Origin of the sequence: Priestia sp. YIM B13486 (assembly GCF_042787865.1) — a bacterium.
Taxonomy (GTDB): Bacteria; Bacillota; Bacilli; order Bacillales; family Bacillaceae_H; genus Priestia; species Priestia megaterium.
The window spans coordinates 100,933-115,196 of sequence record NZ_JBHZOZ010000011.1 but is presented as its reverse complement, the minus strand read 5'-3'; the positions used below and the strand labels follow the sequence as shown (position 1 = coordinate 115,196).

General features: G+C 38.5%; 11 protein-coding genes. 9 read left to right on the top strand and 2 right to left on the bottom strand.

The window, feature by feature from the left end:
* Nucleotides 1-12: 12 nt before the first annotated feature.
* The 7 genes from solA (at nucleotide 13) to ACFX4G_RS22685 (ending at nucleotide 9,739) form a co-directional block, all read left to right on the top strand.
* Nucleotides 13-1,173 (top strand): N-methyl-L-tryptophan oxidase, encoded by a 1,161-nt coding sequence (solA, locus tag ACFX4G_RS22715; RefSeq protein WP_377577179.1) that lies wholly within the window; start codon nucleotides 13-15, stop codon nucleotides 1,171-1,173.
* Nucleotides 1,174-1,239: 66 nt separating this feature from the next.
* Nucleotides 1,240-2,388, top strand: coding sequence for an aromatic ring-hydroxylating oxygenase subunit alpha (locus ACFX4G_RS22710; RefSeq protein ID WP_043979196.1), 1,149 nt, complete (start codon nucleotides 1,240-1,242; stop codon nucleotides 2,386-2,388).
* An 81-nt stretch (nucleotides 2,389-2,469) separates the two neighbouring features.
* Complete coding sequence (locus ACFX4G_RS22705) at nucleotides 2,470-3,723, top strand: quaternary amine ABC transporter ATP-binding protein (RefSeq protein ID WP_043979194.1); 1,254 nt, start codon at nucleotides 2,470-2,472, stop codon at nucleotides 3,721-3,723.
* A gap of 2 nt (nucleotides 3,724-3,725) precedes the next feature.
* Nucleotides 3,726-4,589 (top strand): ABC transporter permease, encoded by an 864-nt coding sequence (locus ACFX4G_RS22700; protein ID WP_043979191.1) that lies wholly within the window; start codon nucleotides 3,726-3,728, stop codon nucleotides 4,587-4,589.
* Between the two features lie 21 nt (nucleotides 4,590-4,610).
* Nucleotides 4,611-5,492 (top strand): glycine betaine ABC transporter substrate-binding protein, encoded by an 882-nt coding sequence (locus ACFX4G_RS22695; RefSeq protein ID WP_043979189.1) that lies wholly within the window; start codon nucleotides 4,611-4,613, stop codon nucleotides 5,490-5,492.
* 620 nt (nucleotides 5,493-6,112) lie between these two features.
* The gene (locus ACFX4G_RS22690; protein ID WP_377577176.1) at nucleotides 6,113-8,866 is read left to right on the top strand and encodes a CHASE3 domain-containing protein; all 2,754 of its coding nucleotides are present in this window, start codon (nucleotides 6,113-6,115) and stop codon (nucleotides 8,864-8,866) included.
* Nucleotides 8,867-8,884: 18 nt separating this feature from the next.
* A complete protein-coding gene (locus ACFX4G_RS22685; protein ID WP_013056253.1) occupies nucleotides 8,885-9,739 on the top strand; it encodes a CheR family methyltransferase in 855 nt (284 codons plus the stop codon).
* Between the two features lie 28 nt (nucleotides 9,740-9,767).
* Here ACFX4G_RS22685 and ACFX4G_RS22680 read toward each other — a convergent pair whose 3' ends face one another.
* Together ACFX4G_RS22680 and ACFX4G_RS22675 are read right to left on the bottom strand one after the other, a co-directional pair.
* Nucleotides 9,768-10,910 carry a SpoIIE family protein phosphatase gene (locus ACFX4G_RS22680; RefSeq protein WP_028408099.1) on the bottom strand — a complete coding sequence of 381 codons (1,143 nt, stop codon included), beginning with the start codon at nucleotides 10,908-10,910 and terminating at the stop codon, nucleotides 9,768-9,770.
* A gap of 185 nt (nucleotides 10,911-11,095) precedes the next feature.
* Nucleotides 11,096-11,710, bottom strand: coding sequence for a LysE family translocator (locus ACFX4G_RS22675; RefSeq protein WP_043979180.1), 615 nt, complete (start codon nucleotides 11,708-11,710; stop codon nucleotides 11,096-11,098).
* A gap of 289 nt (nucleotides 11,711-11,999) precedes the next feature.
* Here ACFX4G_RS22675 and ACFX4G_RS22670 point away from each other — a divergent pair, with 289 nt between their 5' ends.
* Nucleotides 12,000-13,373 (top strand): amino acid permease, encoded by a 1,374-nt coding sequence (locus ACFX4G_RS22670; protein WP_043979177.1) that lies wholly within the window; start codon nucleotides 12,000-12,002, stop codon nucleotides 13,371-13,373.
* A 172-nt stretch (nucleotides 13,374-13,545) separates the two neighbouring features.
* A complete protein-coding gene (locus tag ACFX4G_RS22665; protein WP_377577173.1) occupies nucleotides 13,546-14,238 on the top strand; it encodes a Crp/Fnr family transcriptional regulator in 693 nt (230 codons plus the stop codon).
* Nucleotides 14,239-14,264 lie beyond the last annotated feature (26 nt).

Here is a 14,264-nt window from a genome sequence, read left to right as displayed (position 1 = left end):
GGAGGAATGCAGATGTCAACACATTATGATGTCATTATTATCGGATTAGGAGCTATGGGGAGTACGGCTGCTTATCAGCTCGCCAAAAAAGGTCAGCGGGTATTGGGGTTAGAACAATACGGTCCCGCTCATGACCTAGGATCGAGTCACGGCGGTTCTAGAATCATTCGACAGTCGTATTTTGAAGACCCTGCTTACGTTCCATTATTGCTTCGCGCCTACGAATTATGGAATGAAATTGAAAGAGAAAGCGGTCAAGAAATTCTTACGGTTACCGGTGGACTTATGATGGGACCTCCTGATAGCTTGACGGTTTCTGGAAGCATCGAAAGCTCTAAACAGTGGAATCTTGCGTATGAGATTCTAGAAGCAAAGGATATTTACAAACGGTTTCCGGCGTTTACACCTTCACCTGCTACGGTTGCTCTATATGAAGAAAAAGCTGGATTCGTTAGGCCGGAAGCGAGCGTATATACTCACCTTCTTCAAGCAGAAAAGTACGGAGCTGAGCTTCATTTTTTTGAGGAAGTGGTGTCGTGGGAAGCTCATCCTTCTGGTGAAGGCGTGCGCGTTGTAACAGCTAATGGAATATATGAAGCTGGAAAAATCATTATTTCTGCAGGCGCTTGGGCACCCGATTTATTACGGGATTTAGGTGTTAGCTTACAAGTAGAGCGTCATATGCAAATGTTTTTTGAACCAACACAAGGAATAGATGTTTTTTCAGTGGGAAAACAGCCGATTTATATTTGGGAAGCAGATGATTATGTACAGTTGTATGGTTTCCCTTCTTTTGGATTAAAGGCTGAAGGAGCAAAAGTGGCGTTTTTTCGAAAAGGAACAGCGTGTACGCCGGAAACGATTGATCGAAATATATATGAAGACGAAGTGAACATGATGCGGCACTATCTATCTCAAGGTATTCCACAGCTTAACGGTCGATTTTTACAAGGGAAAACGTGCATGTATACCAATACACCAGATGAGCATTTTGTCATTTCACTGCATCCTGAATATCCTCAAGTAGCGATTGCAGCTGGATTTTCTGGACATGGTTTTAAGTTTGCAAGCGTAGTAGGAGAGATTTTAGCAGATTTAGTGATAGAGGGAAAAACTAATCACCCAATTGATTTGTTTACTCCGCAGCGATTTGCGGCGAATAAACTAGTATAAATCGTCGTCAGCTCTTGCGAAAGGTTCTATTTAAATGTTTCTAAAGAAGCGAAGGAGGAATAGTAGATGGTTATGGAACATGGTTTAGTGAATGATAATGGGAGACTTGAGCCCACGTTGAAAGGAGAGCTGTATACATCTTCGGACATTTTTAAGTTAGAAAAAGATCATATATTTTCTAAATCATGGAGTTTAGTTGCATTTGAATACGAAATAGCAGAGCCGGGACAATATATTACGACGAGAGTTGAAGGCGAAAATATTTTAATTACTAGGGGAAAAGATCACGTGCTGCGTGGATTCTTGAACGTATGTCGGCATCGAGGAGCTAAGCTGTGCAGCCAAGCATCCGGTAAAGCAGGTGTTATTCGCTGTCCATATCATTCGTGGAGTTATAGCTTAGATGGTGATTTAGTGGGTGTTCCTAACACAAGCCACTGTCGAGAAGAACTCGTGCATAATGAAAATTACGGACTAACATCCGTTCACATTGAAGTGTGGCACGGTATGGTTTGGGTTAATTTATCTGACAATCCTATGTCTGTTGAATATCAGCTAGATGCACAAATTTTTGATCGTTTTGGAGAACTTTATACGTTTGCTAGATATGAAATTCAAAACTTGAAATCCGCTCATCGTGAAGAATATGAAGTCGAGGCAAACTGGAAGCTTATTGTAGAAAACTTTCAAGAGTGCTATCACTGTTCCTCTATTCATCCTGAACTTACGGCCACGCTGCCTGAATTTCGTTTGGGAGTGGGCACTCAAAATTCCGTGGGAGGCGGAGCTAAGTTTGGAAATGAATTAGAAGCTTTTTCAATCAGCGGGAAAGGAAGCCGTCCTATGCTAAAAGGATTGCTTCCGGAAGATGACCGCACGTATTTTGGCATTACCGTTCTGCCGCTTGTATTTATCAATTTAACACCGGATCACGTTATTATTCATCGTATTATTCCAATTAGTGCGGAAAAGTCTAAAGTGATTTGTGAATGGTTATTCGACCCGGAAGAAATGGCTAAGTCTGATTTTGACCCAAAAGATGCCGTGGAATTATTTCACCGCGTTAATTTACAAGACTTTGAAGCGTGTGAGTGGTGTCAAGAAAATATGAGCTCAAAATCTTATAAAGAAGGAGGTATTTTAGTACCTATCGAACAGCACGTTTCTCATTTTTACAATTATGTATTGGAAGCAATCGGTATGAAGGTCGAATAGTAAGTGGAGGTGGTCTGACACGTTACCTTGAGGTGTCAGACCACCTCTAACAATCTACTTTAAAATAAAGGGGGAAATAAATTGAGTACAAGCTCTAAACTAACAGAACCCATTATCCGCGTTACCGATGTTTCAAAAGTATTTGGTCGCCAAAAAGAACAGGCTCTTAAGCTACGAGAAGCTGGAGAAAGTAAATATGAAGTCGAACAAGCTACTAAGACAACCGTTGCTATTTACAATGCTCATTTCGAAGTGAAAAAGGGAGAAACCTTTGTGTTAATTGGATTATCAGGAAGCGGGAAATCTACTTTACTTCGATGCTTGAACGGGCTTGTAGAACCGACAGAAGGGACGGTATATCTAGAAAACAAAGATATTTCTCATATGCCAAAAAGACAACTTCAGGAAGTCCGGAGAAATAAAATTGGGATGGTCTTTCAAAATGTGGGCCTCCTTCCAAACCGCACCGTGATTGACAACATTACATTCGGTCTAGAGATACAAGGTGTATCAGCAAACGAAAGAGAAAAGCGAGGGAAAAAGGCCCTTGAAATGGTGGGCTTAAATGGACAAGCTTATAAAAGAATTTATGAACTATCAGGAGGTATGCAGCAGCGGGTTGGACTAGCGAGAGCTCTTGCTTCTGAACAGGAGATTTTGCTGATGGATGAGCCTTTTTCAGCTTTAGATCCTCTTATTCGAAGAGATATGCAAAAGCTATTTCTTGATATTCAGGGAGAAGTACAAAAAACAGTTATTTTTGTGACGCATGATTTAGATGAAGCATTAACTTTAGGCCACCGGGCTGCCGTGATGAAAGACGGGGAAATTGTACAGCTTGGAACCGCTGAAGATATTTTAAGTCAACCGGCAACCGGTTATGTAAAGCTGCTTGTTCAAGACGTTAATTACGGCAAAATTCGCCTTGCTAAAGACGCGGTGGTTCCGGTAGAAACGGCTGCCTATGAGTATGAATCACCGCAAGTCGTATTAAGAAGAATGAGAACCAATCATTTATCTACTATTTTTGTTCTTGATAGTGCTGACCGCTTATTGGGCTTAATGAGCATTTATACGGTGATGGAGCTGATAGAAGCTCATAAGCATGATTTAAAAGGAAAAGAAATGACACAGCCGCATTGTGTTAATCCCGATATGTCTTTACAAGAAATGATTCCTTTATTTACAGACAGTCATTCGCCTGTAGTCATTGTTGATAATCATCATCGCCTACAAGGTATGATTTCCCCAAGCACCCTTATTGCAAATCTCACTGAACGTACTGCAGTGACGGAGCAACAAGAAGTTAAGTCATATCAAATGGAGGTCCGATAAATATGATGGTAAATTCCGCGACGATTCCTCGTATTCCTTTAGATAAATGGGCAAACTCATTTGTTGATTACATGATTGATAGTTTTTCAGGTGTATTTACTGGAATCAACCAAATAATGACCAGCTTAATAAGCAGTCTCGAATGGGTATTGACCGCTTCTCCTCCGCTAGTAACGGTCATTGTTTTTGTTCTATTAGCGCTATGGTTAACAGATTGGAAGATAGCTGTATTTACGTGTTTTGGTTTACTTCTTATTATTAGCTTGAATTTATGGGAAGCATCGATGCTGACCTTATCTCTCGTTTTAGCTTCTACTATTATCTCACTTCTATTTGGCGTTCCTTTAGGCATATTATCACACCGCTTTAACAAAGTTGGAGCAGTGATAAAGCCCATTCTTGATATTATGCAAACAATGCCTGCTTTTGTTTACTTAATTCCGTCCGTACTTTTATTTGGATTAGGGAATGTTACAGCTCTTATTGCTACTTTTATTTTCGCAATGCCGCCTGCCGTTCGTCTGACGCTGCTTGGACTTCAGCAAGTTCCCCAGACCACTTTAGAAGCAGCAGAAGCTTTTGGAGCGACGGAATGGCAAAAATTAATTAAAGTCCAGCTGCCGCTCGCTTTGCCTATGATTATGTCGGGTGTAAACCAGGTTATTATGCTATCTCTTTCGATGGTTGTTATTTCTTCAATGGTCGGTGCAGGGGGCTTGGGTGCTGAGGTATTAAGAAGCATCAGTATGTTGGATGTAGGCTTAGGATTTATCGGCGGGATTGCAGTTGTCATTATTGCCGTTATTTTAGATCGTCTGACGCACCTTTCTACTCAAAAAAGAAAAGGTATTCAATCAAGTAAATAAAATGAATAAAGGTGGGAGTATATGAAACAATCAAAAAAATTTTCTTTTATTATGCTAACAATCGTCATTATGCTGCTTGTCTCCGCATGTGGTAATAGCAATACGGCAAGCAGCACGACGACTAAAAAAGAAATTACAATTGGATACATACCATGGGACGAAGCCGTAGCTGTTACGTTTCTATGGAAGGAATTATTAGAGGAAAAAGGTTATAAAGTTAAAGCAGTTCAAAGCGACGTAGCTCCGCTTTTCTCAGGAGTTGCTCAAGGAAACATTGATTTATTTTTGGATGTATGGATGCCGACCACCCATAGTTCTTATATGAAAAGATTTGGAAAACAAGTTGACGTGCTCGGTACTTGGTATGATCAAGCAGATAGCGGATTGGCCGTTCCCGACTACGTAGACGCGCAGTCACTAGCTGATTTAAAAAATAAGAAAGATGAGTTTAACGGAAAGATTATTAGTATTGAACCAGGATCTGGAATAAACGGTCTTACTAAAGATCATGCGATGCCAAGCTATGGGTTAAAAGACTGGAATTTAGTAGAAAGCAGCACAGCCGCCATGTTATCGGAATTAGATAAAGCCATTGCTAATAAAGAACCCATTGTTGTTACGTTATGGCGCCCGCACTGGGCTTTTGAAAAGTATAATCTCAGATACTTAAAAGATCCCAAAAATACGATGAATCCAACTGGACCTGAAAAAATACAGTCGATTAGCAAAAAGGCATTTAAAGAAGATTATCCAGAAGCAGCAAAGTGGCTGAAAGATTTTTCTATTAGTGCCGATCAACTAGCATCTTTAGAATCAGAAATTAACAGTGCAAAAGACGAAACAAAAGGTGTGAAAAACTGGATTTCTAAAAATAAAAAAGTGACGGAAAGCTGGGCAAAATAATAGAAGGAAAAGAAAAGGCTGTCTCATAAGTGAAGCTATTAACTTAGAGACGGTTTTTTTGTGGGAGAACTTTTTATCTGCAGCTTTTCTAACGGAGTAAGGTCGGTAAAAGCTCAATAAATGAAAGTTTTTTAACCTGATATGTAAATTGAAAAAATATATTTAAATTAAAAAAAGTGGCATTGCTTTCTACTATCCAAGTACAATTTAAATAATGAATGCTTTACGTTTCGCATGTAAGTATTTATTTATACCTATGTTGTCATAATTTATGTGATTCCCCAAAGCATAAATTACTTTTCATTACCTTATTGTGTACAAAAATAGTGTAAGATAGGCTCATGCTTTTAACAGCATGGGCCTATTTTTATAGACAGCTTGAAAATAGATATTTCCAAACTGGAAAATTAATCTTTCCCTCTTGTACAATAAATATTCTTCTGTACAAAAATAGAGTGTATAATAGGAATGTTGAATTGATAGAAAAAAGAGAGAAGCCCTATCAAGCAAAGGAAGATGGAGTGGAGAGTGTGTACTGAAAGTAAAATTGTCCAGCGGCAAAAATAAACATGTTTTTCGAATGCTTCTAGAAGAATATCTAGAATGAAAGTAGGAACATTATGGAAAAGAAAATAAGGTTTGGCATCAAATCCAAAATTATTATTGGATATTTAATTGTTATTGTCTGTTTATTTATTGCATTTATTGTTTTAAACAGTCAAATTTCATCTTTGCAAAAAGAACGAAATTTTATCATTGATCATGATATTGAAGTGCATGATCTGACCAATCGAATTGAAAAACACCTGCTCGATATGGAAACCGGACAAAGAGGCTATATTATTACAGGAGAAGCGAGTTACTTAGAACCTTATAACAGCGCAGCATCAAGTTGGGAAAAAGATTATAATGCACTGTATCAGCTTCTAAATAATAATCCAAATCAGCAGGAGAAACTGGAGAAGATTAAAGGAAGCATTCAAGACTGGATTGAAGCCGCTGGTGAACCGACCATTGCATTAAAAAAAGAAAATAATACAAAAGAGCTTCAGCAGTTTTTTGAGAAAGATCCTGGGCGCCAGTATATGGATGATATACGCAGCCAGTTTACCTCTTTTAGAAATGTAGAGAAAAAATCGACTGAAACAAGAGCAACAGAGTTAGACGAGAAAAATCAAAAAATTAAAATTGGACTTTACGGTTTGCTGTTATTTGTTACGCTTATTTCACTTGCTATCGCTATTGTTTTATCCAATTCCATTGTGAATACGATTAAAGAAGTTACGCAAACGATCAAACGAATTACGGCTTCAAAAGGCGAGTTAAAAGGAAGAATTAAAGTTCGATCTAATGACGAAATTAAAGATTTAGGGATAGCCACGAACGCGTTGTTAGAAAATATTGAAGAGCGAAACTGGCTGCAAACGAACATTGCTCATGCTGTAACGATGTACCAAGGCATAGCATCTGTAGACAAGCTTGCGGAAAAATTTCTCTTTACGGTTTCAGAAATGACAGGAGCTTCTTTCGGAGCATTTTATGTTCGAGAGGAAAATGATAAAGGAGATCTATTCGTCAAACAAGCTGCTTTTGCAGATAGAAAAGGCGACGCGGGAAGAGAGAGCTTTTTGATAGGCGAAGGGCTCATTGGACAAGCTGCTTTAGAAAAAAGAACTCTTGTCATAAACGATGTACCTGACACGTACCAGCTCATTGCTTCAGGATTAGGAGACGTAAAACCTAAGAGTATTTTTATTGTACCCGTCTTGTTTGAAGATGAAGTAATTGCAGTTATCGAGCTGGCATCGCTGCACGAATTTACAGTTTTAGAGCAAGAACTTATTAGTCAAGTGATTGAAACGTTTGGTCTCACTATCAATGGTGTAATCAGACGTATGGAAATTGCCCGTCTATTAAAAGAATCTCAGGCGATGACAGAAGAGCTCCAGGCTCAGTCTGAAGAACTTCAAACACAGTCAGAAGAACTGCAAATGCAGTCTGAAGAGCTGCGTATGATTAATGAGCAGCTAGAAGAAAGAACAAAAGATGCAGAAGAAAAATCGTTTGAATTAGAGGCTGCAAAAGAAGATTTAGAAGAAAAAGCGCATCAGCTGGAATTGAATTCTCAATACAAATCCGAATTCCTTGCTAATATGTCGCACGAGCTTCGAACACCGCTTAACAGCATTCTTATTCTGTCTGAAATGCTTGAGGAAAACGCGGCTAAAACGCTATCTGAAGATGAAGAAGAATATGCTCGTATTATTCATTCTTCAGGAAAAGACTTGTTGGCATTAATCAACGACATCTTGGATTTATCAAAAGTAGAGTCTGGAAAACTAGATGTCTTGCTTGCTGAGATGAATATGAGTGAGCTTCCAGATCAAATTGAACGTAATTTTGGCCACGTTGCTGAACAGAAAAAAGTACAATTAAAAATTAATAAAGCACAAGATGTACCGGACATCATTCACACAGATGAAAAGAGATTCCAGCAAATTGTGAAAAATCTTTTATCAAATGCATTTAAATTTACGGAATCGGGATCTGTCACAGTATCCATTCAACGAGTAGCTGACCATCGTCTTACAACAGCTATGCGTACAGTGGATACGGATTGCTGGCTAGAAATAGCTGTAGCTGATACGGGAATTGGTATACCAAAAGAAAAGCATCAGCTTATCTTTGAAGCGTTTCAGCAGGCGGATGGAGCTACGGTTCGCAAGTACGGAGGAACGGGACTTGGCTTATCTATTTGCAGTGAGTTTGCAAAATTATTGGGCGGCTGGATTTCCCTAAGCAGTGAAGTAGGAAAAGGAAGTACGTTTACACTCTATCTTCCTAGTCTCTCTAACGGTCTTGTTGACTATGAAAAAGTAAATTTTGCATATGAAGAAGTAGCAGTATCTGTAGAAGAAGCTGAACCTGAAGCAGAAATAACTGAAATTGACCATCCTGTACAACCAGTTGAACCTTCATTGCAAGATGATGAAAATGTGTTTCAGGATAAGCGAGTGCTCATCGTAGATGATGACCAGCGCAACATCTTTGCCTTAAAAACTGCGCTAGCTAAACAAGGTATGACCATTATGACAGCTCATAACGGAATAGAGTGTCTTGAAATGATGAAGAATAGTGAACCATTTGATCTCATTTTAATGGATATTATGATGCCGCAAATGGACGGATATGAAGCGATGCAGAAAATTAGAGGAGAGCTAAAGCTTGTTGATTTGCCTATTATTGCATTAACCGCTAAAGCGATGAAAAATGATCGTGAAAAATGCTTGGAAGCTGGAGCATCAGATTATATCAGCAAACCTTTAGATTTAAATCAGCTGTTCTCCGTTATGCGTGTATGGCTAGTAAATTAAGCGGGGTATGAAACATAAATGGATATGAAGCACCTAGATTTAAGTGAAGACTTAGTTATGAATAAAAAAACAGATTTGGAGATTGATTTACTGCTGACGGCTATTTATCGATTAACAGGATTCGATTTCAGACAGTACGCTAAATCTTCTATCTGTCGCCGGGTCTATAATCGAATGAAAATTGAACGTATTCCAACTGTGTCTCGATTGCTAGAAAAAGCGATTCACGAAGAAGAATTTATGAATCAGCTTTTAAATGATTTTTCGATAAATGTGACAGAAATGTTTCGCGATCCAAGCTTTTTTAAAGCATTTCGCACAAAAGTGATTCCGGTATTAAAGGATTATCCGGAAATTCGCATTTGGCACGCTGGCTGTGCAACGGGCGAAGAGGTATTTTCTATGGCGATTCTTTTAGAAGAAGAAGGGTTAATGGATAAAACGGTCATTTACGCAACCGATATGAACGAAGATGTATTAGAAAAAGCAAAACAAGGTGCCTTTTCTTTACGTAAAATGAAGTCATATACAAAAAATTATATTCAAGCCGGTGGAAAGAACGCCTTCTCAGAATATTATCAGACGGATCATCACTATGCATATTTTCATCCGTCGCTGTTAAAAAATATTATCTTTGCTCAGCATAATTTAGTCACGGATCAGTCATTTAATGAATTTCACGTCATCATTTGCCGAAACGTCCTTATTTATTTTACAGCTCAGCTGCAAAATCAAGTGTATAATTTATTTTCAGAAAGCCTTTGTGCAAAAGGATTTCTTGGGCTTGGTGATAAAGAAACGCTTCGCTTTGCTGAAGGAGCAGCTTCTTATATCGAGTTTGCAGGGAACGAGCGCATTTATCAAAAGCAATAAAAAAAGACCTCATTTATGAGGTCTCTTTTTATTGTGCTTGTGCTTGAATCATAAGCACGCACATATCATCAGGCTGATTTAACTTTTGTTCTTCTGAAAAAATTTCATTCATAAATGTCTGCGGATTTGTCCATTTTTGTTCAGTAAGCTTTTGAAGACGAAGGGCAGATTCATTTTCGCAAGGGCCCATTGATTCAAGAGCTCCGTCTGTAAATAGCAAAATTTGCACATCGTTCTCAAAGCTGACAACAGATTTCTGAACGTCCATTTCTTCAAAAAACCCTACAGGGCAGCTTCCTCGTTGAAGAGGAACAAGCGTATGTTCATCCACTAACATATAACCTTCTGGATGCCCGGCATTCACATATTCTACTGTCTTAGCTTCCGTATCAATCACTAAATAAATAGCAGTGAAATAGTAAGGGATTTCATCTTTTTCGCTGTGCAATAATTCCATGTAGCGATTCAACTCTGTAATAACCTGCTCAGGGTCTACGAGAGACTTGATAGCTTCTCTGAGCACAGACGAAATAAACATACAAACAAGCGAGGCAGAGATGCCGTGCCCCATCATATCAAAAAGGATAATTCCGTACCGGTGCTCGTCAATTTTGTGCCAATAGTACATATCACCCGCTAATTTAAAAGAAGGATAATATGAAACTTCCATTTGAATATCTTTCTCTCGTAGAGGGGGACTGAGTAAGTTTTGCTGTACGTGCGTAGCTAAATCTAACTCAGTTTGAATTTTCTTTTCATGTTCCGTGTGCCAGTCAATTTCTGCCTTAAGGCGTAAAGCTACCCGCATACGAGCCAGCAGTTCCACTTTATTGATCGGCTTTGTGACGTAATCTGTTCCACCGGCGTCTAGAGCTTCTACTAATTTGCTGCTGTCTTCTAGAGCTGTGACAAAGATAATTGGAATATGTTTTAAGCGTTCTACCTGTTGAATTCGCCTGCAGGCTTCGATTCCATCAATTTCGGGCATCATAATATCAAGTAAAATCAAATCGACCGAATTCGTTTTTGAGTTCTCATCGTCCAGGTTAAGATAGTCGAAAAGGGCATGGGCAGACGTAAGAGACACACAGTTATCGTAGCCAGCGCCTTTTAAAATTTTTTCAATCACAAATAGATTGACTTGATTGTCATCTACTAGAAGAATGGTCATGCTTTATTTCCCCTTATTATGTTTGAAGACTAATGATTGAATATGTAGTTTTCAAGCATTTTTATACTTTTTCTGTTTTTCTATTTATCTATTATACAGAAAAGACAGCGTTTAGGGTATTTTTTAAGATTATTCTTTTCTATTAAAAAAGTCATTCGTCCCCAGAAAAGGAGACAAATGACTTTTTATAGCAATTTGTATAACGCAAATATCCCGAAAGTCAGTACAACCGCTCCCGAAATACGATTTACCCAGATTAAGCTGTTATTCGTAAACTTCGAACGGGCAAGACTAATAGCAAAACTGAGCGAAAGCCACCAGCAGGCCGATCCTAAAAATACGCCTGCAACCATTGTCAAAGCAGAAGCAGCATCAAATGCTGATTTACTAATGCCTACACCAGAAAATACGCCAATAAAAAATAAGATCGTCATTGGATTCGTAACCGTTAAAAAAAGAACGGATGTATAAGAACGAAGCAAACCTTCTCCTTTAGCAGCGGCAGCGTGCTCTGCAGGTCGAGAACGAAAAGTTTGTACACCTAAATAACATAAAAATAATCCCCCAATCAGCTGAAGCCAAATCTTTTGGGTTAGTAAAAAGGTTGTAATGAACGTTAGGCCAAACGCAGCGATGCATCCATAAAGAGCATCTGCTGTAGCTGCTCCCAGACCAGATACAAATCCGTGTAATCGCCCTTTAGATAACGTGCGATTAATACATAAAATACCAATGGGGCCGACGGGTGCAGCAACGGAAAAGCCGATCACTAACCCCTTTAGAAAATAAAATAAGTTCATCTTTTAAGTAGCTCCTAAGAAGTTTTTCTTTAGTATAGTACAAAAGCAATCGTGAATGAAGCCAATTTTGAGAAAGTTGTTAACACATATTTTTAGTCTGTTCGGGTACATCATAATGATGTTATAAAAAACATCACTAGCAAATTTATTTTAATCATTAAAAAGTTCAAAAACTAAATTATTTTACACAGAAAATTAAATGTAGTAAAATAATTCACTGTTACATATATAGAAAGATCTACCACTAAAAAGTAGTCATTCGTAATGAGATGAAGAGAGGTTAGTCATCATGAGTAATCTGTTTGCAAAAAAAGATGTTAACAAGCTGTTAGAGGAAAATGCGGCAAAAGAATCAACTAAGACACTAGGGTTATTTGATGTGATTTTGATGGGAGTAGGAGCAACTATTGGGACAGGAGTTCTGGTTATAGCAGGGTTAGTTGCCGCGAGGGATGCAGGGCCCTCGGTCTCCATTTCCTTTGTTATTTCTGCAGTAGCCTGTATTCTTGTTGCGCTGTGTTATGCAGAATTTGGTTCAGCTATTCCAAGTTCAGGAGGCGCATATACATACATATATGTTTCACTAGGAAAATTTGTAGCGCATTTGATAGGGTGGTCCATCGTGGGATGCTATACGGTATCTTTAGCTTCCGTAGCGGGCGGATGGTCATCTTATGTGAATAATGTGCTTACCGAATTTGGTATTAGACTTCCTGAATCGTTCACGGCCATACCAAGCGGTGGAGGTATTATTAATCTTCCTGCGGTATTTATTGTGCTGTGCATGTCGTTTTTATTAACAAGAGGGGTAAAAGAAAGTAAAAAAATAAATAACTTAATGGTTTTAATCAAGATAGGTATTGTTCTTTTATTTGTAGCCGTCGGCGTCTTTTTTATTCATACAAATAACTGGCACCCATTTACTCCTTTTGGTGTGAAAGGAATCTTTGCAGGCGCAGCTTCCGTCTTTTTTGCTTATAACGGATTTGATGCCATTTCTACTTCGGCAGAAGAAGTGAAAAATCCGCAAAGAAACTTGCCGCTAGGCATTTTGATTGCACTAAGTGTTTGTGCAGTCATTTACGTAGTAATTGCATTAGTATTAACAGGAATGGTTTCTTATAAAGAGCTAAACGTAGGTGATGCGCTGTCATATGCGCTCAATAGCGTAGGACAAGAATGGGCAGCGCTCATTGTATCTATAGGAGCGGTTATTGGTATTATGGCCGTCGTATTTGCTTATTTGTTTGTCGTGCCTCGCATACTGATGTCAATGAGCCATGATGGATTATTGCCGTCTCTTTTTGCGAAAGTAAACCGAAAAAACAGCGAACCTGTCATATCCACATGGCTTGTGGGCGCGTTAGGCGCTGTTGTAGCTGGTTTTGTTGATTTAAAACAGCTGGCAGATTTAGCGAATATGCTAGCGATTGTCACGTTTGCTGCCGTTTCATTTTCGATTTTGGTTCTGCGAAAAACTCAGCCTAACCTAAAGCGCGGTTTCAAAGTACCTTTTGTACCATTTATTCCGATTATTGCTATTCTTTGCTGTATCTTTCTCATGTTCAACTTATCAATGAAAACGTGGATGTATTCAATCGGCTGGATGCTGATTGGCGTCTTTATTTACGTTGGATACGGTAGAAATAAAAAGAGCGTTTAGCAAAAAAAGACTCTAAGCGAACAAGCTGGAGTCTTTTTTGTGTATATATTTATCTTGAAAGTGAGCTATGAACATAACGTAAAAATTAAAAATTTATTTGAGACATATGTCCTTTTTATTTTAGGAAATGTTATTGTTTAATAAAAGAAACCGTTATGATGGAGAGGAAAACATGAGGGAAATTACAAGTGAGAAACAGCTGATGGAGTATATAAATACTTATAAATTAGAGTCGGTTTTCAAAAAAGAGTTACTACCGCATTTGTCACTGTATGATGTCGACGCAGGGGAACGTCTTTGTTCTCAAGGAGATGCGTCCTACTGTTTGTACATATTGATGAAAGGCAAGGTTAAAGTTTATACCATATCGCCCGAAGGCAAGACGCTTGTTCTTTCTTTTAAACAGCCCCTGGAAGTAATAGGTGATATTGAGTACGTACAAGATGTTGATATTATGAATACGGTTGAAGCCGTTTCACCTTTAGTTGTTATTGGTATACCATACAAACGATTAAAACAGCATGCGAGCAAGGATCCACAGCTGCTGACGTTTTTATTGGAAATGCTCACAAAAAAGTTTTGCGCAAAATCGAACTCGCTAAGCTTTAATTTAATGTACCCAGTTGAAGTGCGGCTGGCTAGTTACTTACTCTCTATTTTTTGTGAAGAATCGCATTTGGTTATGAATCAAAAAACAGAAAGCTTAAAAGATATAGCTAATTTAATCGGAACGACTTACCGGCATTTAAATCGTGTTCTTCAGAAATTTGTAGCGCAAGGAGTTATTGAAAAAAAGAAAGGCTCCATTATTCTCAAAGATAAGGAAAAACTGAGCTGTCTAGCAAACGACAATATATACGAATAGAAAAAGCAATAGATTAGTTGAAGGGG

Excerpts from the sequence above, each read along its gene's own strand:
- ACFX4G_RS22675 (WP_043979180.1), bottom strand. The coding sequence starts at position 11,710 with ATGAACTTATTTTATTTTCTAAAGGGGTTAGTGATCGGCTTTTCCGTT.
- solA (WP_377577179.1), top strand. The coding sequence starts at position 13 with ATGTCAACACATTATGATGTCATTATTATCGGATTAGGAGCTATGGGG.
- ACFX4G_RS22710 (WP_043979196.1), top strand. The coding sequence starts at position 1,240 with ATGGTTATGGAACATGGTTTAGTGAATGATAATGGGAGACTTGAGCCC.
- ACFX4G_RS22680 (WP_028408099.1), bottom strand. The coding sequence starts at position 10,910 with ATGACCATTCTTCTAGTAGATGACAATCAAGTCAATCTATTTGTGATT.
- ACFX4G_RS22690 (WP_377577176.1), top strand. The coding sequence starts at position 6,113 with ATGGAAAAGAAAATAAGGTTTGGCATCAAATCCAAAATTATTATTGGA.
- ACFX4G_RS22685 (WP_013056253.1), top strand. The coding sequence starts at position 8,885 with ATGGATATGAAGCACCTAGATTTAAGTGAAGACTTAGTTATGAATAAA.
- ACFX4G_RS22695 (WP_043979189.1), top strand. The coding sequence starts at position 4,611 with ATGAAACAATCAAAAAAATTTTCTTTTATTATGCTAACAATCGTCATT.
- ACFX4G_RS22670 (WP_043979177.1), top strand. The coding sequence starts at position 12,000 with ATGAGTAATCTGTTTGCAAAAAAAGATGTTAACAAGCTGTTAGAGGAA.
- ACFX4G_RS22665 (WP_377577173.1), top strand. The coding sequence starts at position 13,546 with ATGAGGGAAATTACAAGTGAGAAACAGCTGATGGAGTATATAAATACT.
- ACFX4G_RS22700 (WP_043979191.1), top strand. The coding sequence starts at position 3,726 with ATGATGGTAAATTCCGCGACGATTCCTCGTATTCCTTTAGATAAATGG.